At 60.4% G+C, this 16,826-nt stretch carries 17 protein-coding genes and 3 tRNA genes; 8 read left to right on the forward strand and 12 right to left on the reverse strand.

Going from position 1 to position 16,826, the window contains the following annotated elements:
* Position 1: 1 nt before the first annotated feature.
* Complete coding sequence (locus D0544_RS00680) at positions 2-1,486, reverse strand: alanine/glycine:cation symporter family protein (RefSeq protein ID WP_125013859.1); 1,485 nt, start codon at positions 1,484-1,486, stop codon at positions 2-4.
* Positions 1,487-1,742: 256 nt separating this feature from the next.
* Between D0544_RS00680 and D0544_RS00685 the strand changes: the two genes are divergently transcribed.
* From D0544_RS00685 to D0544_RS00710, 6 genes are all read left to right on the forward strand, one after another.
* Positions 1,743-2,753 (forward strand): DUF4062 domain-containing protein, encoded by a 1,011-nt coding sequence (locus D0544_RS00685; protein WP_164880776.1) that lies wholly within the window; start codon positions 1,743-1,745, stop codon positions 2,751-2,753.
* A gap of 41 nt (positions 2,754-2,794) precedes the next feature.
* Complete coding sequence (locus D0544_RS00690; protein ID WP_125013863.1) at positions 2,795-3,703, forward strand: class I SAM-dependent methyltransferase; 909 nt, start codon at positions 2,795-2,797, stop codon at positions 3,701-3,703.
* Between the two features lie 151 nt (positions 3,704-3,854).
* Positions 3,855-5,795: a methyl-accepting chemotaxis protein gene (locus D0544_RS00695; protein ID WP_125013865.1), complete on the forward strand. Its 1,941-nt coding sequence runs from the start codon at positions 3,855-3,857 to the stop codon at positions 5,793-5,795.
* 30 nt (positions 5,796-5,825) lie between these two features.
* Positions 5,826-6,851, forward strand: coding sequence for a low-specificity L-threonine aldolase (gene ltaE, locus D0544_RS00700; RefSeq protein WP_125013867.1), 1,026 nt, complete (start codon positions 5,826-5,828; stop codon positions 6,849-6,851).
* A 543-nt stretch (positions 6,852-7,394) separates the two neighbouring features.
* On the forward strand, positions 7,395-8,216 hold the full coding sequence (locus D0544_RS00705; RefSeq protein ID WP_125013869.1) for a DUF6279 family lipoprotein: 822 nt from the start codon (positions 7,395-7,397) through the stop codon (positions 8,214-8,216).
* Between the two features lie 72 nt (positions 8,217-8,288).
* Positions 8,289-8,540 carry a zinc ribbon domain-containing protein gene (locus D0544_RS00710; RefSeq protein ID WP_125013871.1) on the forward strand — a complete coding sequence of 84 codons (252 nt, stop codon included), beginning with the start codon at positions 8,289-8,291 and terminating at the stop codon, positions 8,538-8,540.
* A gap of 32 nt (positions 8,541-8,572) precedes the next feature.
* Here D0544_RS00710 and D0544_RS00715 read toward each other — a convergent pair whose 3' ends face one another.
* The 3 genes from D0544_RS00715 to D0544_RS00725 are packed head-to-tail and all read right to left on the reverse strand — an operon-like array spanning position 8,573 to position 10,108.
* Entirely contained in the window at positions 8,573-9,043 is a 471-nt protein-coding gene (locus D0544_RS00715; RefSeq protein ID WP_125013873.1) for a copper chaperone PCu(A)C, read from the reverse strand.
* Positions 9,044-9,065: 22 nt separating this feature from the next.
* Positions 9,066-9,656: an SCO family protein gene (locus D0544_RS00720; RefSeq protein ID WP_125013875.1), complete on the reverse strand. Its 591-nt coding sequence runs from the start codon at positions 9,654-9,656 to the stop codon at positions 9,066-9,068.
* Entirely contained in the window at positions 9,653-10,108 is a 456-nt protein-coding gene (locus tag D0544_RS00725) for a hypothetical protein (RefSeq protein ID WP_125013877.1), read from the reverse strand. The genes D0544_RS00720 and D0544_RS00725 overlap by 4 nt, the downstream gene beginning before the upstream one ends.
* Positions 10,109-10,207: 99 nt before the next feature.
* On the opposite strand from D0544_RS00725, the gene D0544_RS00730 reads away from it, so the two are divergent.
* Both D0544_RS00730 and D0544_RS00735 read left to right on the forward strand, forming a co-directional pair.
* Entirely contained in the window at positions 10,208-10,990 is a 783-nt protein-coding gene (locus D0544_RS00730; RefSeq protein ID WP_243647284.1) for a TatD family hydrolase, read from the forward strand.
* 237 nt (positions 10,991-11,227) lie between these two features.
* Positions 11,228-11,848: a TetR/AcrR family transcriptional regulator gene (locus tag D0544_RS00735; RefSeq protein ID WP_125013881.1), complete on the forward strand. Its 621-nt coding sequence runs from the start codon at positions 11,228-11,230 to the stop codon at positions 11,846-11,848.
* A 72-nt stretch (positions 11,849-11,920) separates the two neighbouring features.
* Here D0544_RS00735 and D0544_RS00740 read toward each other — a convergent pair.
* From D0544_RS00740 to ispE, 8 genes are all read right to left on the reverse strand, one after another.
* Positions 11,921-11,995: transfer RNA gene (locus tag D0544_RS00740), tRNA-Gln, on the reverse strand.
* Between the two features lie 43 nt (positions 11,996-12,038).
* Positions 12,039-12,115 (reverse strand) — tRNA-Met (locus D0544_RS00745).
* A 134-nt stretch (positions 12,116-12,249) separates the two neighbouring features.
* Positions 12,250-13,341 (reverse strand): redox-regulated ATPase YchF, encoded by a 1,092-nt coding sequence (gene ychF / locus D0544_RS00750; protein ID WP_125013883.1) that lies wholly within the window; start codon positions 13,339-13,341, stop codon positions 12,250-12,252.
* 19 nt (positions 13,342-13,360) lie between these two features.
* Positions 13,361-13,957, reverse strand: a complete 597-nt coding sequence (gene pth, locus D0544_RS00755; protein ID WP_125013885.1) for an aminoacyl-tRNA hydrolase — start codon at positions 13,955-13,957, stop codon at positions 13,361-13,363.
* A 24-nt stretch (positions 13,958-13,981) separates the two neighbouring features.
* Positions 13,982-14,614: a 50S ribosomal protein L25/general stress protein Ctc gene (locus D0544_RS00760; protein ID WP_125013887.1), complete on the reverse strand. Its 633-nt coding sequence runs from the start codon at positions 14,612-14,614 to the stop codon at positions 13,982-13,984.
* 197 nt (positions 14,615-14,811) lie between these two features.
* Positions 14,812-15,753, reverse strand: a complete 942-nt coding sequence (locus D0544_RS00765; RefSeq protein ID WP_125013889.1) for a ribose-phosphate pyrophosphokinase — start codon at positions 15,751-15,753, stop codon at positions 14,812-14,814.
* A gap of 103 nt (positions 15,754-15,856) precedes the next feature.
* Positions 15,857-15,931 (reverse strand) — tRNA-Gln (locus D0544_RS00770).
* 29 nt (positions 15,932-15,960) lie between these two features.
* Entirely contained in the window at positions 15,961-16,824 is an 864-nt protein-coding gene (gene ispE / locus D0544_RS00775; protein ID WP_125013891.1) for a 4-(cytidine 5'-diphospho)-2-C-methyl-D-erythritol kinase, read from the reverse strand.
* Positions 16,825-16,826: the final 2 nt, after the last annotated feature.

The raw sequence follows: 16,826 nt of genomic DNA on the forward strand, positions 1-16,826 counted from the left end.
GCTAGTCCCGCGCGGAGGCCTCCGCGGTGGTAAAGCGGGGCTGAGGTTGGCTTTCAGGAACGGGGCCGGGTTCGGCATCGGTGGGGACCCAGACATCCTTGTCGATGCTGCGATCCAGGAACTCGAACTGGCGGCGGTCGAAATGGGGCACCTGGCCGCGCTCGATCTGCTGTTCGAAATCCTGGATTACCCTGAACACCACACCGGAGAGCAGCAGCAGCGCCACCAGGTTGATGATCGCCATCATCCCCATGCTCAGGTCGGCAAAGCTCCACACCGTTGGCAGGCTGGCAAGGGTGCCGTAAACCACCATCCCCAGCACCGCCAACCGGTAGAGCAGCAGCGTCCAGCCGCGATCAATGATAAACCGCAGGTTGCTCTCGCCGTAGTAGTAGTTGGCAATGATGGAGGTGAAGGCGAACAGCAGTATGGCAATGGCAATAAAGTCACCGCCCCAGCTTCCCACCAGCCCGTTGAGGGCGCTCTGGGTGAGGGCGATGCCCTGCAGGTTGTGACCGCTCTCCAGCTCGCCCGAGATCAGCACAATGGCCGCCGTGGCGGTACAGATTACCATGGTATCGACAAAGACACCGGCCATGCCGATGATGCCCTGGGTGACCGGGTGGGGCGGGTTGGGAGTTGCCGTCGCGGCGGCGTTGGGAGCGCTACCCATACCCGCCTCGTTGGAGAAGAGGCCCCGCTTTATCCCCTGCATGATCGCTTGGGAGACCAGGTATCCGGTTCCCCCGGCCGCAGCGCTGCCGATACCGAAGGCGCTCTCAAAGATCAGCTTCAACACGGCGGGCATCTGATCCAGGTGGGTGACCACAACAAACAGCGCCAGCGCCAGGTAGGCCAGCGCCATGAAGGGAACCACAATCTCCGCGAAGCGGGCGATGGTGCGGATGCCGCCGAATACGATCAGGGCCGTGGCGATGCACAGCAATGCACCCGTGACCCAGGGGGTGAGGCCGAAGGCATGATCCATGGCGGTGGCGATGGAGTTGGATTGTACCGAGTTGAAGGCGAGTCCGAAGGCGACGATCAGGCAGAGGGAGAAGAGTACCCCCAGCCAGCGTTGCCCCAGGGCTTTCTCAATGTAGTAGGAGGGACCTCCGCGGAAGGTGCCGTCGCCGTTATTGGTCTTGTAGAGCTGGGCCAGGGTGTTTTCCATCAGGCTCGAGGACATCCCCAGCAGGGCAATCATCCACATCCAGAAGATCGCGCCGGGCCCACCCAGGTAGAGGGCCATGGCCACCCCGGCCAGGTTGCCGGTCCCGACCCGAGCCGCCAGGCTGGTGCAAAAGGCCTGGAAGGAGCTGATACCTTCGCCGCCGGTGCCTCGGCTGTTGATCAGGGTACGGAAGGCAAACCCCAGGCGGCGAAACTGGATGGCCCGGGTGCGCAGGGTGAAATAGAGGCCGGCACCCAGTAACAGGTAGATCAGTATGCTGCCCCAGATAAGGTCATTGGCGGAGTCTATCATCAGTGCTCCTTGCGGTCGGTGAGGTTCAGGAGAGAGTTAAAGGGGTTATGCTAGCCTCCGTGAAGCAGTCGCATAATTCGTAAATTTACCTAATAGGGCGCGGCTAATAACCGGAGCCCTGTCTCACTCCGTCACCCAGGCGTGCTATATGTAGAGCGCAGGACTGTATTCACTTTATGCTTTGCCGCTATAATTGGGCCTACCTGCGTCAAAGCGGGGAATGATTCCGGTTTTCAATTCGAGAGTGCGTGCACGCGTGACTACCAAGCGCTACCAGGTCTTTATCAGTGGCTCCCACAGCGATCTGCAGGAGGAGCGCAAGGCGTTGCTCTATACCCTGCTGAGCATGGGGTGCATACCGGTAGGACCCGAGTATCTGCCGGGCTTTGGCGATGACACTCAGGATATCTGGCCCCTCGTGCGCCAGCAGATCGACGACAGCGACTACGTCATCATTCTCAACGCCGGGCGCTATGGCCCCCTGACCCGCAGTGGCGTCAGCTACATGCACCGCGAATACACCTACGCCAAGACCCTGCGTAAGCCGATCCTCTGCCTGCTGCACGACGGCAAGCATGAGCTGCCTCCCGAACGCAGTGAAACCTCCGCCGAGGGGAAAGCCCGCCTGCGGGTCTTTCGTGAGGAGCTCAGGGCCCACCCGGAAATAAAGTGGGGCACTGCCGAGGGGATGCAGCAGGCGGTCCGCCGCCACCTGCCTGTGTTTATCGAGGATAACCCCTCCCCGGGCTGGGTACGTCCCGAAAACGCCAGCTTCTCTCTGCGCCAGGAGAACCTGCAACTGCGCCAGCAGGTGGCTGAGTTAAACGACCTGCGCGACACCCTGGCGCCCATGAGCAGTACCAACCTGGAGCAGTCCCTTACCGAGCGGGCGGAGTTCTCCTTTGTCTGCAACCTCTACATCGAGGGCAACTGCAAACTGGCCACCCTCAAGGCCTCCATGAGTTGGAAGGATATCTTTACCGCCTTCGCCAACCCGCTCAAGCCCAGTGCCAGCGAAGACAAGATCAAGCAAAGCCTGTCGGCGTTTCTCTCCAACGCCTATCGGACTCTGGTCGCCCACCGCCATCCGGAGTCCCATGCGGTGAATGATTTCCAGTTCACCGAGCACTCCATGCGCATGATTCGCCTGCAGCTTCGGCGCCTGGGGTTGATCAAGAAAGATACCCATCAATCCGACAAGAACCGCGTGATCTGGGAGCTGACGGCTGCCGGTGAACGCGCCCGCGGCCGTTTTGCCGCGGCCTGACAGCAAGGCCCCTGTGCGCCTAAGGACGGGTTAACTCGACGATGTTTTGGATCGGAATTCTCACCGGTTTTGTGCTTACCTGGCTCTATATGTCCGGGGTGGTCAAGCACCTTGCGAATGCCCTCAGCGGTCGCCTCTGGCGCCCCAATCTTGACGCCAAGTCGATGAGCCAGGAGCAGTGGCTGCTCAACATCTCCGAGCACCCGCCCAGCAGCTGGAATCATCTGGGGTACTGGAAGGAGGCCATCCGTTACGAGCGGGCCTGTGTTGAGCTGGCGGGGTTGCTGGCCGATCGCGCCTGCCTGCGGGCCAGTGATCGGGTGGTGGATGTAAGTTTCGGTTGCTCCGACCAGCTGTTGATCTGGGTCGATTACTATCAGGTGCAATCGCTGCATGCCTTCAGCAAGGTGTACTGGCAGCAACAGCAGGCTCGCCGACGTTGTGAGCCCTTCAGCCAGGTGCAGATCCACAAAGGCGATCATATGGCGCTGGCGCAGCTGCCCGAGTCCTCCGTTGACAAGGTGCTGGCTCTCGATAACGCCTACTACTTCTCCGACAAACCGGGTTTTTTCCGTGAGTGCCGTCGTGTACTGGCGGACGAAGGGGTGCTGGCCCTCACCGATATGGTGGTGGTACGGCCCCATGGCAGTCGCTGGGAGCAGTTTGTGTGGGAAAGCCTGGCGCGCATGGCCGGTGTCCCGCTGGCCAATCTGATTACCCAGGAACAGTACCAGGCGCTGCTGGAGGCGCAGGGGTTCGAGCAGATCGCGATCAGCGACATCACCGATGATGTGTTCAGCGGTTTCCTTTACTGGCAACAGCAGCACTACATGAACCTGCGCACCTTCACCGGTCGCCAGCGCTGGTTCAAGATCCGCCTCACGGCGACCTTTATCCGCTGGTTCCTGGTGCGGGATCTGGTGCGTTACCTGCTGGTGACAGCCCGCTAACCCCTAGCTATCCTTGATGTCAGGGTTTCGGCCCCACTTCTTTATACCCGGCTGTCTCAAGCTTTGGGCTGTGCAGCAGATACAGTAAAAAAACGATCGCGTTGCAGCCGCCAGGGTGCACAAGCGATGAGCCCTGGAGGTTGCTGTTCCCATGATGCTATCGACGCTGTTAAACAGTTTGCGCAGCCGACTGCTGCTCCCCTTGATCATCGCAGTGGTTGCGGTGATCAGCTTGCAGGTAGTGATCACCCTGGTGCTGACCTCGGGCAGTGTCGATAGCCTGGTGGAGGAGGTGTCCGGTCGTATGGCGGCCGAGAATGGCAGCATTGCCGGGGAGCTCGATGCCAGCGGCCGGCAAGTGCAGCAATCGATTGCGGCCCTTTCGCAACGCTCCCGTGAGGCCCTGGCCTCTACACTGAAACAGCAGCTCGGTGCCGAGCAGGTCAAGGTGGCCAGCCAGTTGAGCGATAGCCTGGTCGCCGCCACCGACTCGATGGCGCAGCTGTTGGCGGCGGTGGCTCCGGCCGCCATCTGGGACCGGGATACCCCGCTTTTGACTGAATACGTTCGCGTAGCTCACCGCAACCCCAATGTAATCTTCGCCTTTTACCTCGATGCCGATGGCAACCCCCTGACCCGCCATCTGGAGCGCAGCGACCCCCGCGTCAAGGCGCTGCTCGAGCGGGGTGAAGGTCGTCGCTCCGGCGACAAGGTGCTTAATGCGGCGCGTGGTGACAGCTCAATCTATCTCAGCGAGGCAGAGATCAATCCGCGCGGTGCGGTCATCGGGCGCTTTATCATGGGGGTCTCCCGGGAAACAGAACTGCAGGCGGTAGCGGGTATGGAGGCCAGCTTTGCCGAGGTGATCAGCGAAAGCCAGAAGCAGGTGGATGAAGCCATCCAGAGTCAGTCGCGTACCACGCTGGATGCCCTGCGTACCTCACTGGGCGGGGTTAAAGCCCGCAATGAGGAGGCGCTTGCGGTGGTGCAGCGCAGTATCGATGCCTCCTCCTCACGGCTGATGGCCAGCCTGACCCTCACCATGTTGGTGATGGGGGGATTGATTGTACTGGTGCTGCTGGTGGCAATGGCGATACGGGTGCTCAGCAAGATCCAGATGCTGACTCGCGAGATTCACGAGCTGGCTTCGGGTGAGGGGGACCTGACCCGACGCATCGCGATCAGTAGCAACGAGGAGATCGGCGATATGGCCGCCGAGATCAACCGCTTTATCGAAAAGACCCAGGGTATTGTTCAGCAGGTCAATGCCGCTTCCGACCAGACCGCCACCCGCATCGATGACCTCTACCAGCAAAGCAACCGTATGCAGGACGCTATGGACCGCCAGAAGCAGGCGGTGGACCAGGTCAGTCATGCGCTCGATGAGATTGTCACCAGTATCCAGTACGAAACCGAAAGCGTGCAAAACGCACTGCACAGCGTTGACCAGGTGCGGGAGAACACCAACCATACGGTGGAGATCTCCACCCAGGTACGCGAGCTCTTTACCCTGCTGGTAAACAAGGTGCGCGAAGCTTCTGAGGTCGTCAATGCACTGGAGGGGCGTTCCAACCAGATCGGTGCGGTGCTGGATGTGATCAAGGGTATAGCCGAGCAGACCAACCTGCTGGCCCTTAATGCGGCCATCGAGGCGGCTCGGGCCGGAGAGAGTGGGCGCGGGTTTGCGGTGGTGGCCGACGAGGTACGCTCACTGGCCAGCAAAACCCAGCAGTCGACAGCCGATATCCAGAGTAATATAGAGTCCCTGCAGTCCGGTGCCAAGGGGGCGGTGAGCGTGATCGATGCCGCCTGCAGCCATGCCGAGGAGGGGATCGAGGCAATAACACGCGCCGACCAACTGCAACAGAATGTGCAGGAGTCGGTGCAGGTGCTCTACGACATGATCAATAACATCGCCTCCATGGCCGAGGAGCAGTCCCATGTATCCATCGACCTCAAGGGCAGCGTCGAGACCATCAACGGCGAGTCCGAGCGCTCCCTGCAGTCGGTCAACGAGGTGGCTGAAACCGGGCGCGAGCTGGCGCAGTTGTCGGCCACCCTCAAGGGAGCGGTTTCCCAGTTTCGTGTATAGTGGATCGCCCGCTTTTTTGAGGAATGACCCATGACGGCGATGATTGACCTGCGAAGTGACACCGTGACCCAACCCACCGCTGCCATGCGGGCCGATATGGCCAGGGCTGAGGTGGGGGACGATGTGTTTGCCGAGGACCCCAGCGTCAACCGTTTGCAGGAGCTGGCCGCCGAACTCAGTGGCCAGCCCTCGGCCCTCTTTCTGCCGACCGGTACCCAGAGCAACCTGGTAGGGCTGCTGGCCCACTGCGAGCGCGGGGATGAGTACATCTGCGGGCAGCAGGCCCATACCTACAAATACGAAGGGGGCGGTGCCGCGGTGTTGGGCAGTATCCAGCCGCAACCGCTCGAGTTTGAAGCCGACGGTAGCCTCGACCTTAGGCGGGTGGCCGCCGCCATCAAGGCCGACGACTTCCACTTTGCCCGCACCCGCCTGTTGGCGCTGGAGAATACCCACGCCGGCAAGGTGCTCCCCCTGGAGTACCTCGGCCGTGCACGGGCCTTTTGCGACCAGCACCAGCTGGGGTTCCACCTCGATGGCGCCCGGGTCTGTAACGCCGCCGTCAAGCTGGGGGTGGAGTTGAGCGCCATTACCGCGCCCTTTGATACGGTCTCGATCTGCCTCTCGAAGGGGCTGGGAGCGCCGGTGGGGTCGGTGCTGTGCGGCAACCGCGAGCTGATCGATAAAGCGCGCCGCTGGCGCAAGGTGGTGGGGGGCGGCATGCGCCAGGCCGGTATCCTCGCCGCCGCCGGTATTCACGCCCTCCAACATCATGTCGAGCGCCTGGCCCAGGACCACGACAACGCCCTGCAGCTGGCCAACGGCCTGGCGGAAATCGACGAACTTCGGGTCGATGTGGAGGCGGTGCAGACCAACATGCTCTATGTCGATATGGACCCCGCGCTGTTCCCGCCGCTGCGTCAGGCGATGGCCGAGCAGGGGATTCGCCTCGATTCACGCCTGCCGATGCGCATGGTTACCCACCTCGATATCTCCCGCGAGGGGGTGGAGCGGGTGGTGGCCGCCTTCAAGCAGTATTTCGCTGATCGCCGCTGAGTTAAATTTGAGCAGTCCTCGTTGCTCCCCCGCCCATCGGGGGGCGGGAAAGTTATCCACAGGTGTTGCACAGGCGGGTTCAGGTTTTCTGTGGGTGAACCCGCAAGGGACCACTCCGCCTCGGCGCAGGGGATTGGCCACTGCGGGGCGTGCAGCTGATCATCCCAAAGCCAGCGCTGCCGGACACTGGCTCCCAACAGCGCACAGTCCTCCGCTGTCCAGCCAGTCGCTGTCGCGCTCGCTTGAGTACCCGCCTCCTTGCGGGGCTCGTTTGGGGGGTATCCCCGCCATTGCCAGCAGCAGGACTCCGAAAGTAAGGCGATCGTTTATGTTTGCTATTAATGCTAATGGGAATGATTTTCGCCATAATTCCTCCATGATCACGATCAAAAGTAAATGCGGCTGAAATGACCGGCACGCGGATGACAACCCCGGCACGGCTGGTTAGGCTTTAGCTGTTTGTGAGGCGGCCGGTTGCGCCCTGTATCTGCAGTAAGACGGCTCGCCGGAACAGGCCGGGCAGTGGCAATAGGGAGATCGAAGATGGTGCGCACAGTCGCAAGGCTCGGGTGGCTGGTATCGGTGCTGGTACTGCTGGCGGCCTGCACCCTGAAGCCGGTCTACAACAATCTCTACTGGCTGGTACCCTGGTATGTTGAGGACTACGTGACCCTCCGGGAGGGGCAGGGCGATCAGCTGCGGGACCGCGTGAAAGCCCTGATCCAGGTCCATCGTGAAGAGCAGGTGCCGCACTACATTGATTTTCTGCGCTCACTGGAGCCCTACGCTGAAGGGGTAGAAGAGGCCCGGTTATGGGAAGGCTACCAAAGGCTGGAGGCGCTCTGGTTAGCGCTTAAATGGCTTCTGCTACCGGACATCGAAGCCTTTCTTCTGTCTCTGGATTCGGCGCAGCAGCAGGAGTTGTTCGAGAAGCTGGCCGAGGCCAATGAGGAGCAGCGCCAGCAGCTGATCGAGCAGAAGCGGGACAGAAGCCAGCGCTATCGTGAGCGCGCCGAATCCTTGATGGAGGACTGGCTGGGCTCGATCAACGATGGCCAGTGGGTGCTTCTGGAGTCCTACCTTAAAGAGGTGGGATCCGGTGACGAGGGGTGGCTGGAAAATCGCGAGCGCTGGCAGCAAGCCCTGGCGGAAGCGCTCCGTTCACCCCAGCCCAGGGCGCGGGTGCGAGAGCTTGTCATTCACAACCGACGGCTGTGGAGTCCCGACTACCGGGCGGCGGTGGAGCGGCGGCGACAGCTGACGGTGGAGTTGATCAGCCGTATCAGCTATACCCTGGATGCGCGCCAGAAGGCCCACTTCAAAAAGAGCCTTCAGGAGATGATCAATAACTTCCAGTCTCTCTAGTGGATAAGCGTTCTCTCTGGAATACCCTTGTTGGCTGGAGTACTCTTGCGCCATTCAACAGAGGAGCGATCTATGCCGACTTACGACTACCAGTGTGAGGTTAACCAGCGAGTGGTGGAGGTGCGCCACGGTATGGGAGAGCAGCTTTCCACCTGGCAGGAGCTCTGTGAGTGCGCGGGTATTGAGGTGGGGGATACTCCGGCCGACGCCCCGGTCCATAAGCTTGCCAACGGAGGCCAGGTGGTTCAGAGCGCAAGTCTGGGGAGCGGACCGGCCTGTGGCGCCGGTGGTGGGGGATGCGGCGGTTGTCCCATGGCCTCCTGAATTTCCCCGCTTTACCTCCCCCATCTCAGGGATCAGTGGGTCATGGTGGCGGCCGGTAGTTGTCCCGGAGACTGGGATAGTACCGGCAGCAGCAATTCGCGTAAGGCACCATCGCTGAACTCAAGAACCAGCATGACCTGATCGCCTTCGTTCAGCGGCGAAGTCACCCCCATCAGCATCACATGATAGCCGCCCGGCTTCAGCTCGAGGGTGCTCTGTGCGGCCAGCTTTATTCCCTCGGCCTGCTGCTCCATCTTCATCATGCCCATCTCCATTTTGCTCTGGTGAAGCTGGGTCATGCTGGCGGTTGAGGTGCGAGCGGCCACCAGGGTGAGGGGGGTATCGGAGCGATTGGTAATGGTCATATAGGCGGCGCTGTTGGTGGCACCTGGAGGGGTGACACGCACCCAGCCTTCACTGATGATCAGCTCTTCGCTGGCCGATACCGTTGCGCTAAGGCTGAGCCCGCACAGCAGGGTGAGTATAAAACGATGGAGTCTCATGGGTTTTCCTTGTTTGTAATGGTTATCGGGTTAACAAGCGAATCTGCTGGCTGAGCTCTCCTGCAGGAGTCTCACGGGGTAGCACCTTTACCAGCAGGCCCTGCGGATTGATAAGAAAGAAGTTGGCGCTGTGAGAGACCCAGTAGAGGCTGGGATCGTTGCTGTAACGGGTCTTTTCAAAGATAACGCCGTAGCTCCTCGCGACCGCGGAGATCTGCTCCAAACTGCCGTGCAGTGGCAGCAGGCTGGGATGGAAGAAGGCGGCGTAGTCCGCCATACGCTGCAAACTGTCGCGCTCGGGGTCGAGGGTGATGAACAGGGGCTGCACCTGCTCCTGTTCGGCAGGGCTGAGCTGCTTGAGGGCACTGCCCAGTACACCCAGGTCGACCGGACAGACATCCGGGCAGGAGGTGTAACCGAAATAGAGAACAACCCCCTGGCCGCTCAGTTGCGCAAGGCTGAGGGGGCCCTGTGCACTATTGAGGGTAAAAGCCGGCGCTGTGGGCTGCTCGGTCGCAGTGCTGAGCTGCTGGTAGCGGTGGTACTGGAAACCGGCGGCGGAGGCCACCAGCGCGACCATGAGGGGGATCAATATCCGGTAGAAGCGGGTCAAGGGGTGGTCTCCAGTGTAAAGGTCACCTGATAGACTCCCTCCCGGGTGTGGAGGCGAATCTCGGCGAGCCAGTTCATCGAGGTGTCGATGGTGCAGTAGCTGATACGAGTGGTCGTCTGGTAATGGCGGCTGTCAATGGCCTCCAGGAGGACCGGTTGCAGCCCCATGTACATCTCCTTGCCAATGAATTGCACGCTGGCCGACTGTACCTCCGGCGGAACCCGCAGGTTGATCTTAAGCGGCGTTGAGTGGGGCAATGTAGTGGGGGAGAGACTGAACGCTACCTCCCCCAATCCCTCCAGTGTTGTGAGGCAGGGGGCCTTGAGGGGACAGTCGAGGGTCGTGGCCGCCAACAGTTCTGTGGGTGGCTGGCGCTGCAGCCAGGTCGGGAGCAGGACAATACCCAACAGAAGCAGGCCGAGACACACTACCTGGATACCGGGATTGCGCACGCGGCTGGACTCCTTGTCAAATTGGCTGGCTGGATTATAAAGTGGAGATCGCGCGCAGCATAGGAGCAGGGGTGTGTCAGAATGTCACATCCGCCCAGCATGTTTTTCGATACTCACTGCCATCTCGATTTTCCCCAGTTTGACGCCCGGCGTGACGCCGTGCTGGAGTCTTGTGCGCGTGCGGGTATTGGGCGAATCCTGATCCCCGGTGTCACGGCCAAGGGGTGGGCGCGCTTGATACAGCTGTGTCGGCAAAGGGGGAAGGCTGTTGATTTGAAAGCTGCCCTTGGGCTTCATCCAATGTTTATGGAACAGCATAGGGAAACCGATTTGGAGCAGCTGCGGCAGCTTTTGGAGAAAAGGACTCCCGAGGTGGTGGCGGTGGGTGAGATCGGCCTCGACTACCTGCTGCCACCTGCGAGCTGGCCAGAGCAGCAACAGTTGCTACGAAGGCAACTGAAGCTGGCGGCGACGGCATCACTACCGGTTGTGTTGCATGTGCGTAAGGCTCACGACCAGGTGCTGAAGATCCTGCGCGAACTTAACTTCACCCGTGGAGGGGTGGTCCATGCCTTTTCTGGCAGCGAACAGCAGGCGTTACGCTATAGGGAGCGGGGCTTTTTGTTGGGGGTGGGAGGGGCGATCAGCTGGCCCCGAGCCACTCGGCTGCGTGGACTGATGTCTCAACTACCTCTGGAAGCGTTGGTTCTGGAAACCGATGCGCCGGATATGAAACCCTCCTTTGCAGAAGGGCAGTGGAATTCTCCTGTCCATCTCCCGGGGATAGCCGGATGCCTGGCCGAGTTGAAAAATGTGAGTGTTGAACAAATCGCTGAGCAAACCCTACGCAATATGCTCAGCCTGCTCTATGCTGATGAGTGAAGAGCGTGGATGTGTCGTGGAGTTGATTGTAATCAGCTTTGGGTGTTCGGAAATGGTACAAATGGCACCCATTGTTAGTATCTTAAATGTGAGTCTTGAGGATGTTTGTAGCGCCCGTACCGACTCGCGCCAAACACGATAAATCCTCGAAAGAAAATGTATTTGCCCATAGGGTTTCGTTTCCAGTAAGCGTTGGGCGGGTGCAATAGCTGATAGGAATAAGCGAGGGCTACAACGATGTCACTAGAGGCGATCACCAGAAAGATCCCACAGCAGCAGCGTGGTTTTGAGAAGCAGCGGCTGATTCTCACGGTGTGTGAGGAGATTATCCTTGAGGAGGATGTTAATTCGCTCAAGATGAATAATGTTGCTCAGCGCGCGGGCATCTCAATCGGCTCTCTGTACCAGTATTTTCCCACCAAGAGCGCCATCGTCGCGGCGCTGGCTGAGGAGGTGCTGGGGGCCTATCGGGAGGTGGTGCAGAAGCTGCTGGATGCGGTAACCACCAAAAAGGAGTTTGCCCAGGCGATACAGGCCATTATTGCCAAGAGCGTCACCTACCAAAAAAAGAACCCCCTGCTGGTGGAGGTAGCGCTGGGCGCCAGTGCAGACCGTTTGACACGCCATCTGGTGGCCGAGGATAGCAAGCGGGGCGCCGCCGCCCTGGCTGAGGTGGCGAAGCGCGTGAAGATCAAGGGCGATGACAAGACACTGGCGCGCCAGAGCCGGCTGTTTGAGCGGCTCATAGCTGATGCGGTGAGGATCTCCGCCTCTGAGCGAGGAAAGGCCGCCAAGGATACGCTAGAGGAGTGTGCGACCCTGATCCTGAAAGAGTGGGGTTTGAACCGTTACGCCTGACGCCTGGGCCGCTCACTGCCGACAGGGTTGTCGATGGCGGGGAGCGGCGGGTCTGGTTCAATCGAAGGAAGATGGCTGGGGTGGCAGGATTCGAACCTACGCATGCTGGGATCAAAACCCAGTGCCTTACCGCTTGGCGACACCCCAGTGAAAACTCGTTACGGGAGACAAAGTCTCCCGTAACTTTGTATGGTAGCTACGACTAGATTCGAACTAGTGACCCCAACATTATGAGTGTTGTGCTCTAACCAACTGAGCTACGTAGCCGTCGAAGTGGCGCGTATTTTGTTGATTTAGGCCCTCTTTGTCAACCCTGATACGCGCTTATTTGACCCTCTTTTTCACAAAGGATTTCGTCAGCACGAAATCCTTTGTGGGCCAGGCCGAGCGGAGTCCCGCCGTTAGACATTGAAACGGAAGTGAATCACGTCGCCGTCCGCTACCACGTACTCCTTGCCCTCCAGACGCCACTTACCGGCTTCCTTGGCGCCCTGCTCGCCCTTGCAGGCGACGAAGTCGTCGTAAGCGGTCACCTCGGCGCGGATAAAGCCTTTTTCAAAGTCGGTATGGATGACCCCGGCGGCCTGGGGGGCGGTGGCCCCCACCTTGATGGTCCAGGCCCGCACCTCTTTAACCCCGGCGGTGAAGTAGGTTTGCAGCCCCAGCAGCGCGTAGCCAGCGCGGATAACGCGATCCAGCCCGGCCTCCTCCATACCCATCTCCTGCAGGAACTCGGCCTTCTCCTCCTCCTCCAGCTCGGAGATCTCCGCCTCCAGCTTGTTGCAGATGGGGACCACGACGGCGCCCTCCTGCTCGGCGATGGCGCGAACGGCGTCGAGGTGGGGGTTATTCTCAAAGCCCTCTTCGTCAACGTTGGCGATGTACATGGTGGGTTTGGTGGTCAGCAGGTGAAAGCCCTTGATCTCCTTACGCTCATCATCGGTCAGTGCCAGGGAGCGGACAGGAAGGCCCTGGTCGAGGTGAGGCTGCAGCTTTTCCAGCAGTGCTTTCTGGCGTACGGCTTCCTTGTCACCGCTCTTGGCGACGCGGCTGACGCGCTGCAGCTGCTTATCGACCGATTCCAGGTCTGCCAGTGCCAGTTCGGTATTGATCACCTCGATATCGGAAACGGGGTTGATCTGATTGGCCACATGGATCACGTTCTCATCTTCGAAGCAGCGCACCACGTGGGCGATGGCATCGGTTTCACGGATGTTAGCCAGGAACTGGTTACCCAGCCCCTCACCCTTGGAGGCACCGGCGACCAGCCCGGCGATATCCACAAACTCCATGGTGGTGGGGACAACGCGCTGCGGTTTGACAATCTCGGCGAGCTTATCCTGGCGCGGGTCAGGCATGGCCACCACGCCCGCGTTGGGCTCAATGGTGCAGAAGGGGAAGTTTTCGGCGCCAATGCCCGCCTTGGTGAGCGCATTGAACAGGGTGGACTTGCCCACGTTTGGCAGGCCGACGATACCGCATTTAAAACCCATAGTGTTGATCCTGTCCTGACTAGCCTTGATAGCTGTGCAATGTTTGGACGCCCTTGTTCCAGGCGCCATTAAGTAGGTCGGGTAAAACCCGAATGGCCTCATCGATTGCGTTATCGAGCTTTTGCTGCTCGCTCTGGGAGGCCTTGCTGAGCACATGGCCGGTCACCAGACTGCTGTGTCCGGGGTGGCCGATACCCAGGCGCAGACGCATAAACTGGTTGCCGCCCATGCGGCTGATAATATCACGCAGACCGTTATGGCCGCCGTGTCCCCCGCCCACTTTGAGGCGTGCCAGGCCGGCCTCGATATCGAGCTCGTCGTGGGCTACCAAAATGGCTTCAAGGGGGATTTTATAGAAATTGGCAATCGCCACCACGGCCTGGCCGCTGCGGTTCATAAAGGTGGTGGGATTGATCAGGCGCAGTTCGTGGCCCTGGAGCTGGATCCGGGCGCAGTCGCCAAAAAACTTGCGTTCGGGTTGCAGGCTGGCACCGCAGGCGCGGGCCAGCTGCTCGACAAAGAGAGCACCGGCGTTATGACGGGTTCGTTCATATTCCGGGCCTGGATTCCCCAGGCCCACAATAAGCTGAATACTGTCAGGAGCGTTTGCTGCCACGCCGGTGCATAGGGCTCCGGGGACTTACTCCTCGGAGGCACCCTCTTCATCGCTTTCGCTGGCAGCTTCTTCTTTACCGCCACGGGTGGCCTGTACAGAAGCGACGGCGAGGTCGTGGTCCAGACCCAGCTGAACCAGGGCAACACCCTTGGGCAGCTTGATATCGCTCAGGTGGACGATGTCGCCCAGATCCAGCGCGCCCATGTCCACTTCGATGAACTCAGGCAGGTCAGCTGGCAGGCAGCGGATCTCAACCTCGATGAGGTTGTGGGTGACGGCACCACCGCCCAGCTTAACGCCCTTGCAGCTCTCTTCGTTGAGGAAGTGCAGGGGAACGTGGGTGGTCAGCTCGTGGTCAGCGGATACGCGCAGGAAGTCAGCGTGGAGTACCACCGCCTTGGCGGGGTGACGCTGAAGATCCTTGAGGATCACCTTCTCCTTGGCGCCATCGACGTTCAGGGTCAGGATGTGAGAGTAGAACGCCTCGTTCTCCAGGGCCTTGACCATATCCTTGTGGGGAATGCTGATCTGGGTAGGGGCCTTGTCAGCACCGTAGATGATGGCGGGCATCAGGTTGGCGTTACGACGCAGGCGGCGGCTCGCACCTTTCCCCAGGTCAGCACGCGCTTGGGCGTTCAGTTCGAATTGGTTAGACATAAGTGTCTCCTAAAAGTTATGACGTCGGGCTTTGCGACCAAGCTCCGGCGTGGGTCTTCTCGACTGCAGGGTGCAAAATCGAGGGCGCGCATCATAGCCTATTTTTCGCCACATGGCCCGAAAAAAATGCAATGAGCACAAAAAACAAACGGCCCGCCACCTCGGTAGCGGGCCGGTTGGGTATGGTCAGCAAGCGCTTAGCGGAAGATCGCGCTCAGCGACTCCTCGTTGCTGATGCGGCGAACGGATTCACCGATCAGGGGCGACATATCGAGCTGGCGGATGCGCTCACAGGCTTCCCCGGCGGCGGTCAGCGGGATAGTGTTGGTCACCACCAGCTTATCGAGCACCGAGTTATTGAGGTTTTCGATGGCTCGGCCGGAGAGCACCGGGTGGGTGCAGTAGGCATAGACGGCGGAAGCACCGCGATCCTTGAGGGCGGTAGCGGCCTGGCACAGGGTGCCGGCGGTATCCACCATATCGTCGACCAGGATACAGGTCCGGTCGGAAACGTCGCCGATCAGGTGCATCACCTCCGCCTTGTTGGCTTCGGGGCGACGCTTGTCGATGATCGCGAGATCGGTGTCGAGTTTCTTGGCCAGGGCTCGGGCACGTACCACGCCGCCGATGTCCGGAGAGACGATCATCATGTTGTCGTAACCCTGGCGGGCGATGTCGTCGAGCAGGATCGGGGAGCCGTAGATGTTATCCACCGGAATGTTAAAGAAGCCCTGGATCTGGTCGGCGTGCAGGTCGACGGTCAAAACCCGGTCGATGCCCACGCTCTTGATCATATCGGCCACCACCTTGGCGCTGATGGCGACCCGGGTGGAGCGTGGACGACGGTCCTGGCGGGCGTAGCCAAAGTAGGGAATCACGGCGGTAACGCGCTGGGCTGAAGAGCGGCGCAGCGCGTCGGCCATCACAATCAGTTCCATCAGGTTGTCGTTGGTGGGCGCGCAGGTGGACTGGACGATAAATACATCCTTGCCGCGAACGTTGTCCCGGATCTCTACCGCTACTTCGCCATCGCTGAAGCGTCCTACTTTGGCGTCTCCCAAGGGGATATGCAGATGTTCAGTGACGCGTTTAACCAGCTCCGGGTTGGAGTTCCCGGCGAAGACCATCATTTTGGACACGGTGATTACCTTTGGGGTGCGGTGGGAAGTAATAGTTTGCTACCAGGTGAGGAGTCTCTATCGGATGTATCTAACATAGTAGCAGGCCGGTGGAGATCTGAAATGGCTGGGGTGGCAGGATTCGAACCTACGCATGCTGGGATCAAAACCCAGTGCCTTACCGCTTGGCGACACCCCAGTAGTCGTTGAAATGCGACGGCGCGAATTTTAAAGGGTTTCGGTTTGTATTTGCAAGTGCTGGTGGAGTGGTGAGCGGTTGTGACCCCGGCAGACGAACCCCTCCATCCCCTCTGGCCGTTGCTCAAGCGCCCGTTGAGCCTCCTCCTCGCTCTCAAAGGGGCAGAAGAGGCTGGCACCGGTGCCGGACATGGCGCCACGCCCAAGGCCCTTAAGCCAGCTGAGGCCCCGTTCAATCTCGGGGTAGAGGCGGCGGACCAGGGCTTCACAGTCGTTACCGCAACGCCCCTCGGCGTAGTCCTGCCACTGCACAGGGGGGCTGTTGCGGGTCAGGTCCGGGTGGCCAAACACGGCGGCGGTTGCGACCTCGCAGCCCGGCAGCAGTAGCAGGTACCAGGGGGTGGGTGGGCTGGCGGGCTGGAGCTTTTCGCCGACCCCCTCGGCCCAGGCGGCGAAGCCGCGCACAAACACCGGTACGTCGGCTCCCAGCTGCAGTGCCAGGGCGGCCAGCTCGGGGAGGGGCAGCTCGGTATCCCACAGCCGGTTGAGGGCGATCAGTGTGGTGGCGGCGTCGGAGCTACCGCCCCCCAGTCCGCCCCCCATGGGCAGACGTTTCTGTAGCTGGATCACGGCGCCCTGGCGGGTTCCGGTGGCCTGTTGAAGAAGCCGGGCGGCGCGCACGATCAGGTTCTGCTCGGCTGGAACGCCGGGTAGCTCCGGGCTCAGCAGGATGCGGGAGTCTTTGGGGGTGGTCCTGAAACTCAGGCGGTCCCCCAGGTCAAGAAACTGGAACAGGGTCTGCAGCTCGTGGTAGCCGTCCGCGCGGCGACCGGTGATGTGCAGGAAAAGGTTGATCTTGGCCGGTGCGGGCAGGTGGTTCAGTTCTCGGGACATGG

Source organism: Aestuariirhabdus litorea (genome assembly GCF_003864255.1).
In the GTDB taxonomy this organism is placed as follows: domain Bacteria; phylum Pseudomonadota; class Gammaproteobacteria; order Pseudomonadales; family Aestuariirhabdaceae; genus Aestuariirhabdus; species Aestuariirhabdus litorea.

Coding starts and splice junctions, on each gene's coding strand:
- ychF (WP_125013883.1), bottom strand. CDS start 13,341: ATGGGTTTTAAATGCGGTATCGTCGGCCTGCCAAACGTGGGCAAGTCC.
- D0544_RS00680 (WP_125013859.1), bottom strand. CDS start 1,486: ATGATAGACTCCGCCAATGACCTTATCTGGGGCAGCATACTGATCTAC.
- D0544_RS00715 (WP_125013873.1), bottom strand. CDS start 9,043: ATGAGACTCCATCGTTTTATACTCACCCTGCTGTGCGGGCTCAGCCTT.
- D0544_RS00730 (WP_243647284.1), top strand. CDS start 10,208: ATGTTTTTCGATACTCACTGCCATCTCGATTTTCCCCAGTTTGACGCC.
- D0544_RS00760 (WP_125013887.1), bottom strand. CDS start 14,614: ATGTCTAACCAATTCGAACTGAACGCCCAAGCGCGTGCTGACCTGGGG.
- ltaE (WP_125013867.1), top strand. CDS start 5,826: ATGACGGCGATGATTGACCTGCGAAGTGACACCGTGACCCAACCCACC.
- D0544_RS00690 (WP_125013863.1), top strand. CDS start 2,795: ATGTTTTGGATCGGAATTCTCACCGGTTTTGTGCTTACCTGGCTCTAT.
- D0544_RS00705 (WP_125013869.1), top strand. CDS start 7,395: ATGGTGCGCACAGTCGCAAGGCTCGGGTGGCTGGTATCGGTGCTGGTA.
- ispE (WP_125013891.1), bottom strand. CDS start 16,824: ATGTCCCGAGAACTGAACCACCTGCCCGCACCGGCCAAGATCAACCTT.
- D0544_RS00695 (WP_125013865.1), top strand. CDS start 3,855: ATGATGCTATCGACGCTGTTAAACAGTTTGCGCAGCCGACTGCTGCTC.
- D0544_RS00710 (WP_125013871.1), top strand. CDS start 8,289: ATGCCGACTTACGACTACCAGTGTGAGGTTAACCAGCGAGTGGTGGAG.
- D0544_RS00735 (WP_125013881.1), top strand. CDS start 11,228: ATGTCACTAGAGGCGATCACCAGAAAGATCCCACAGCAGCAGCGTGGT.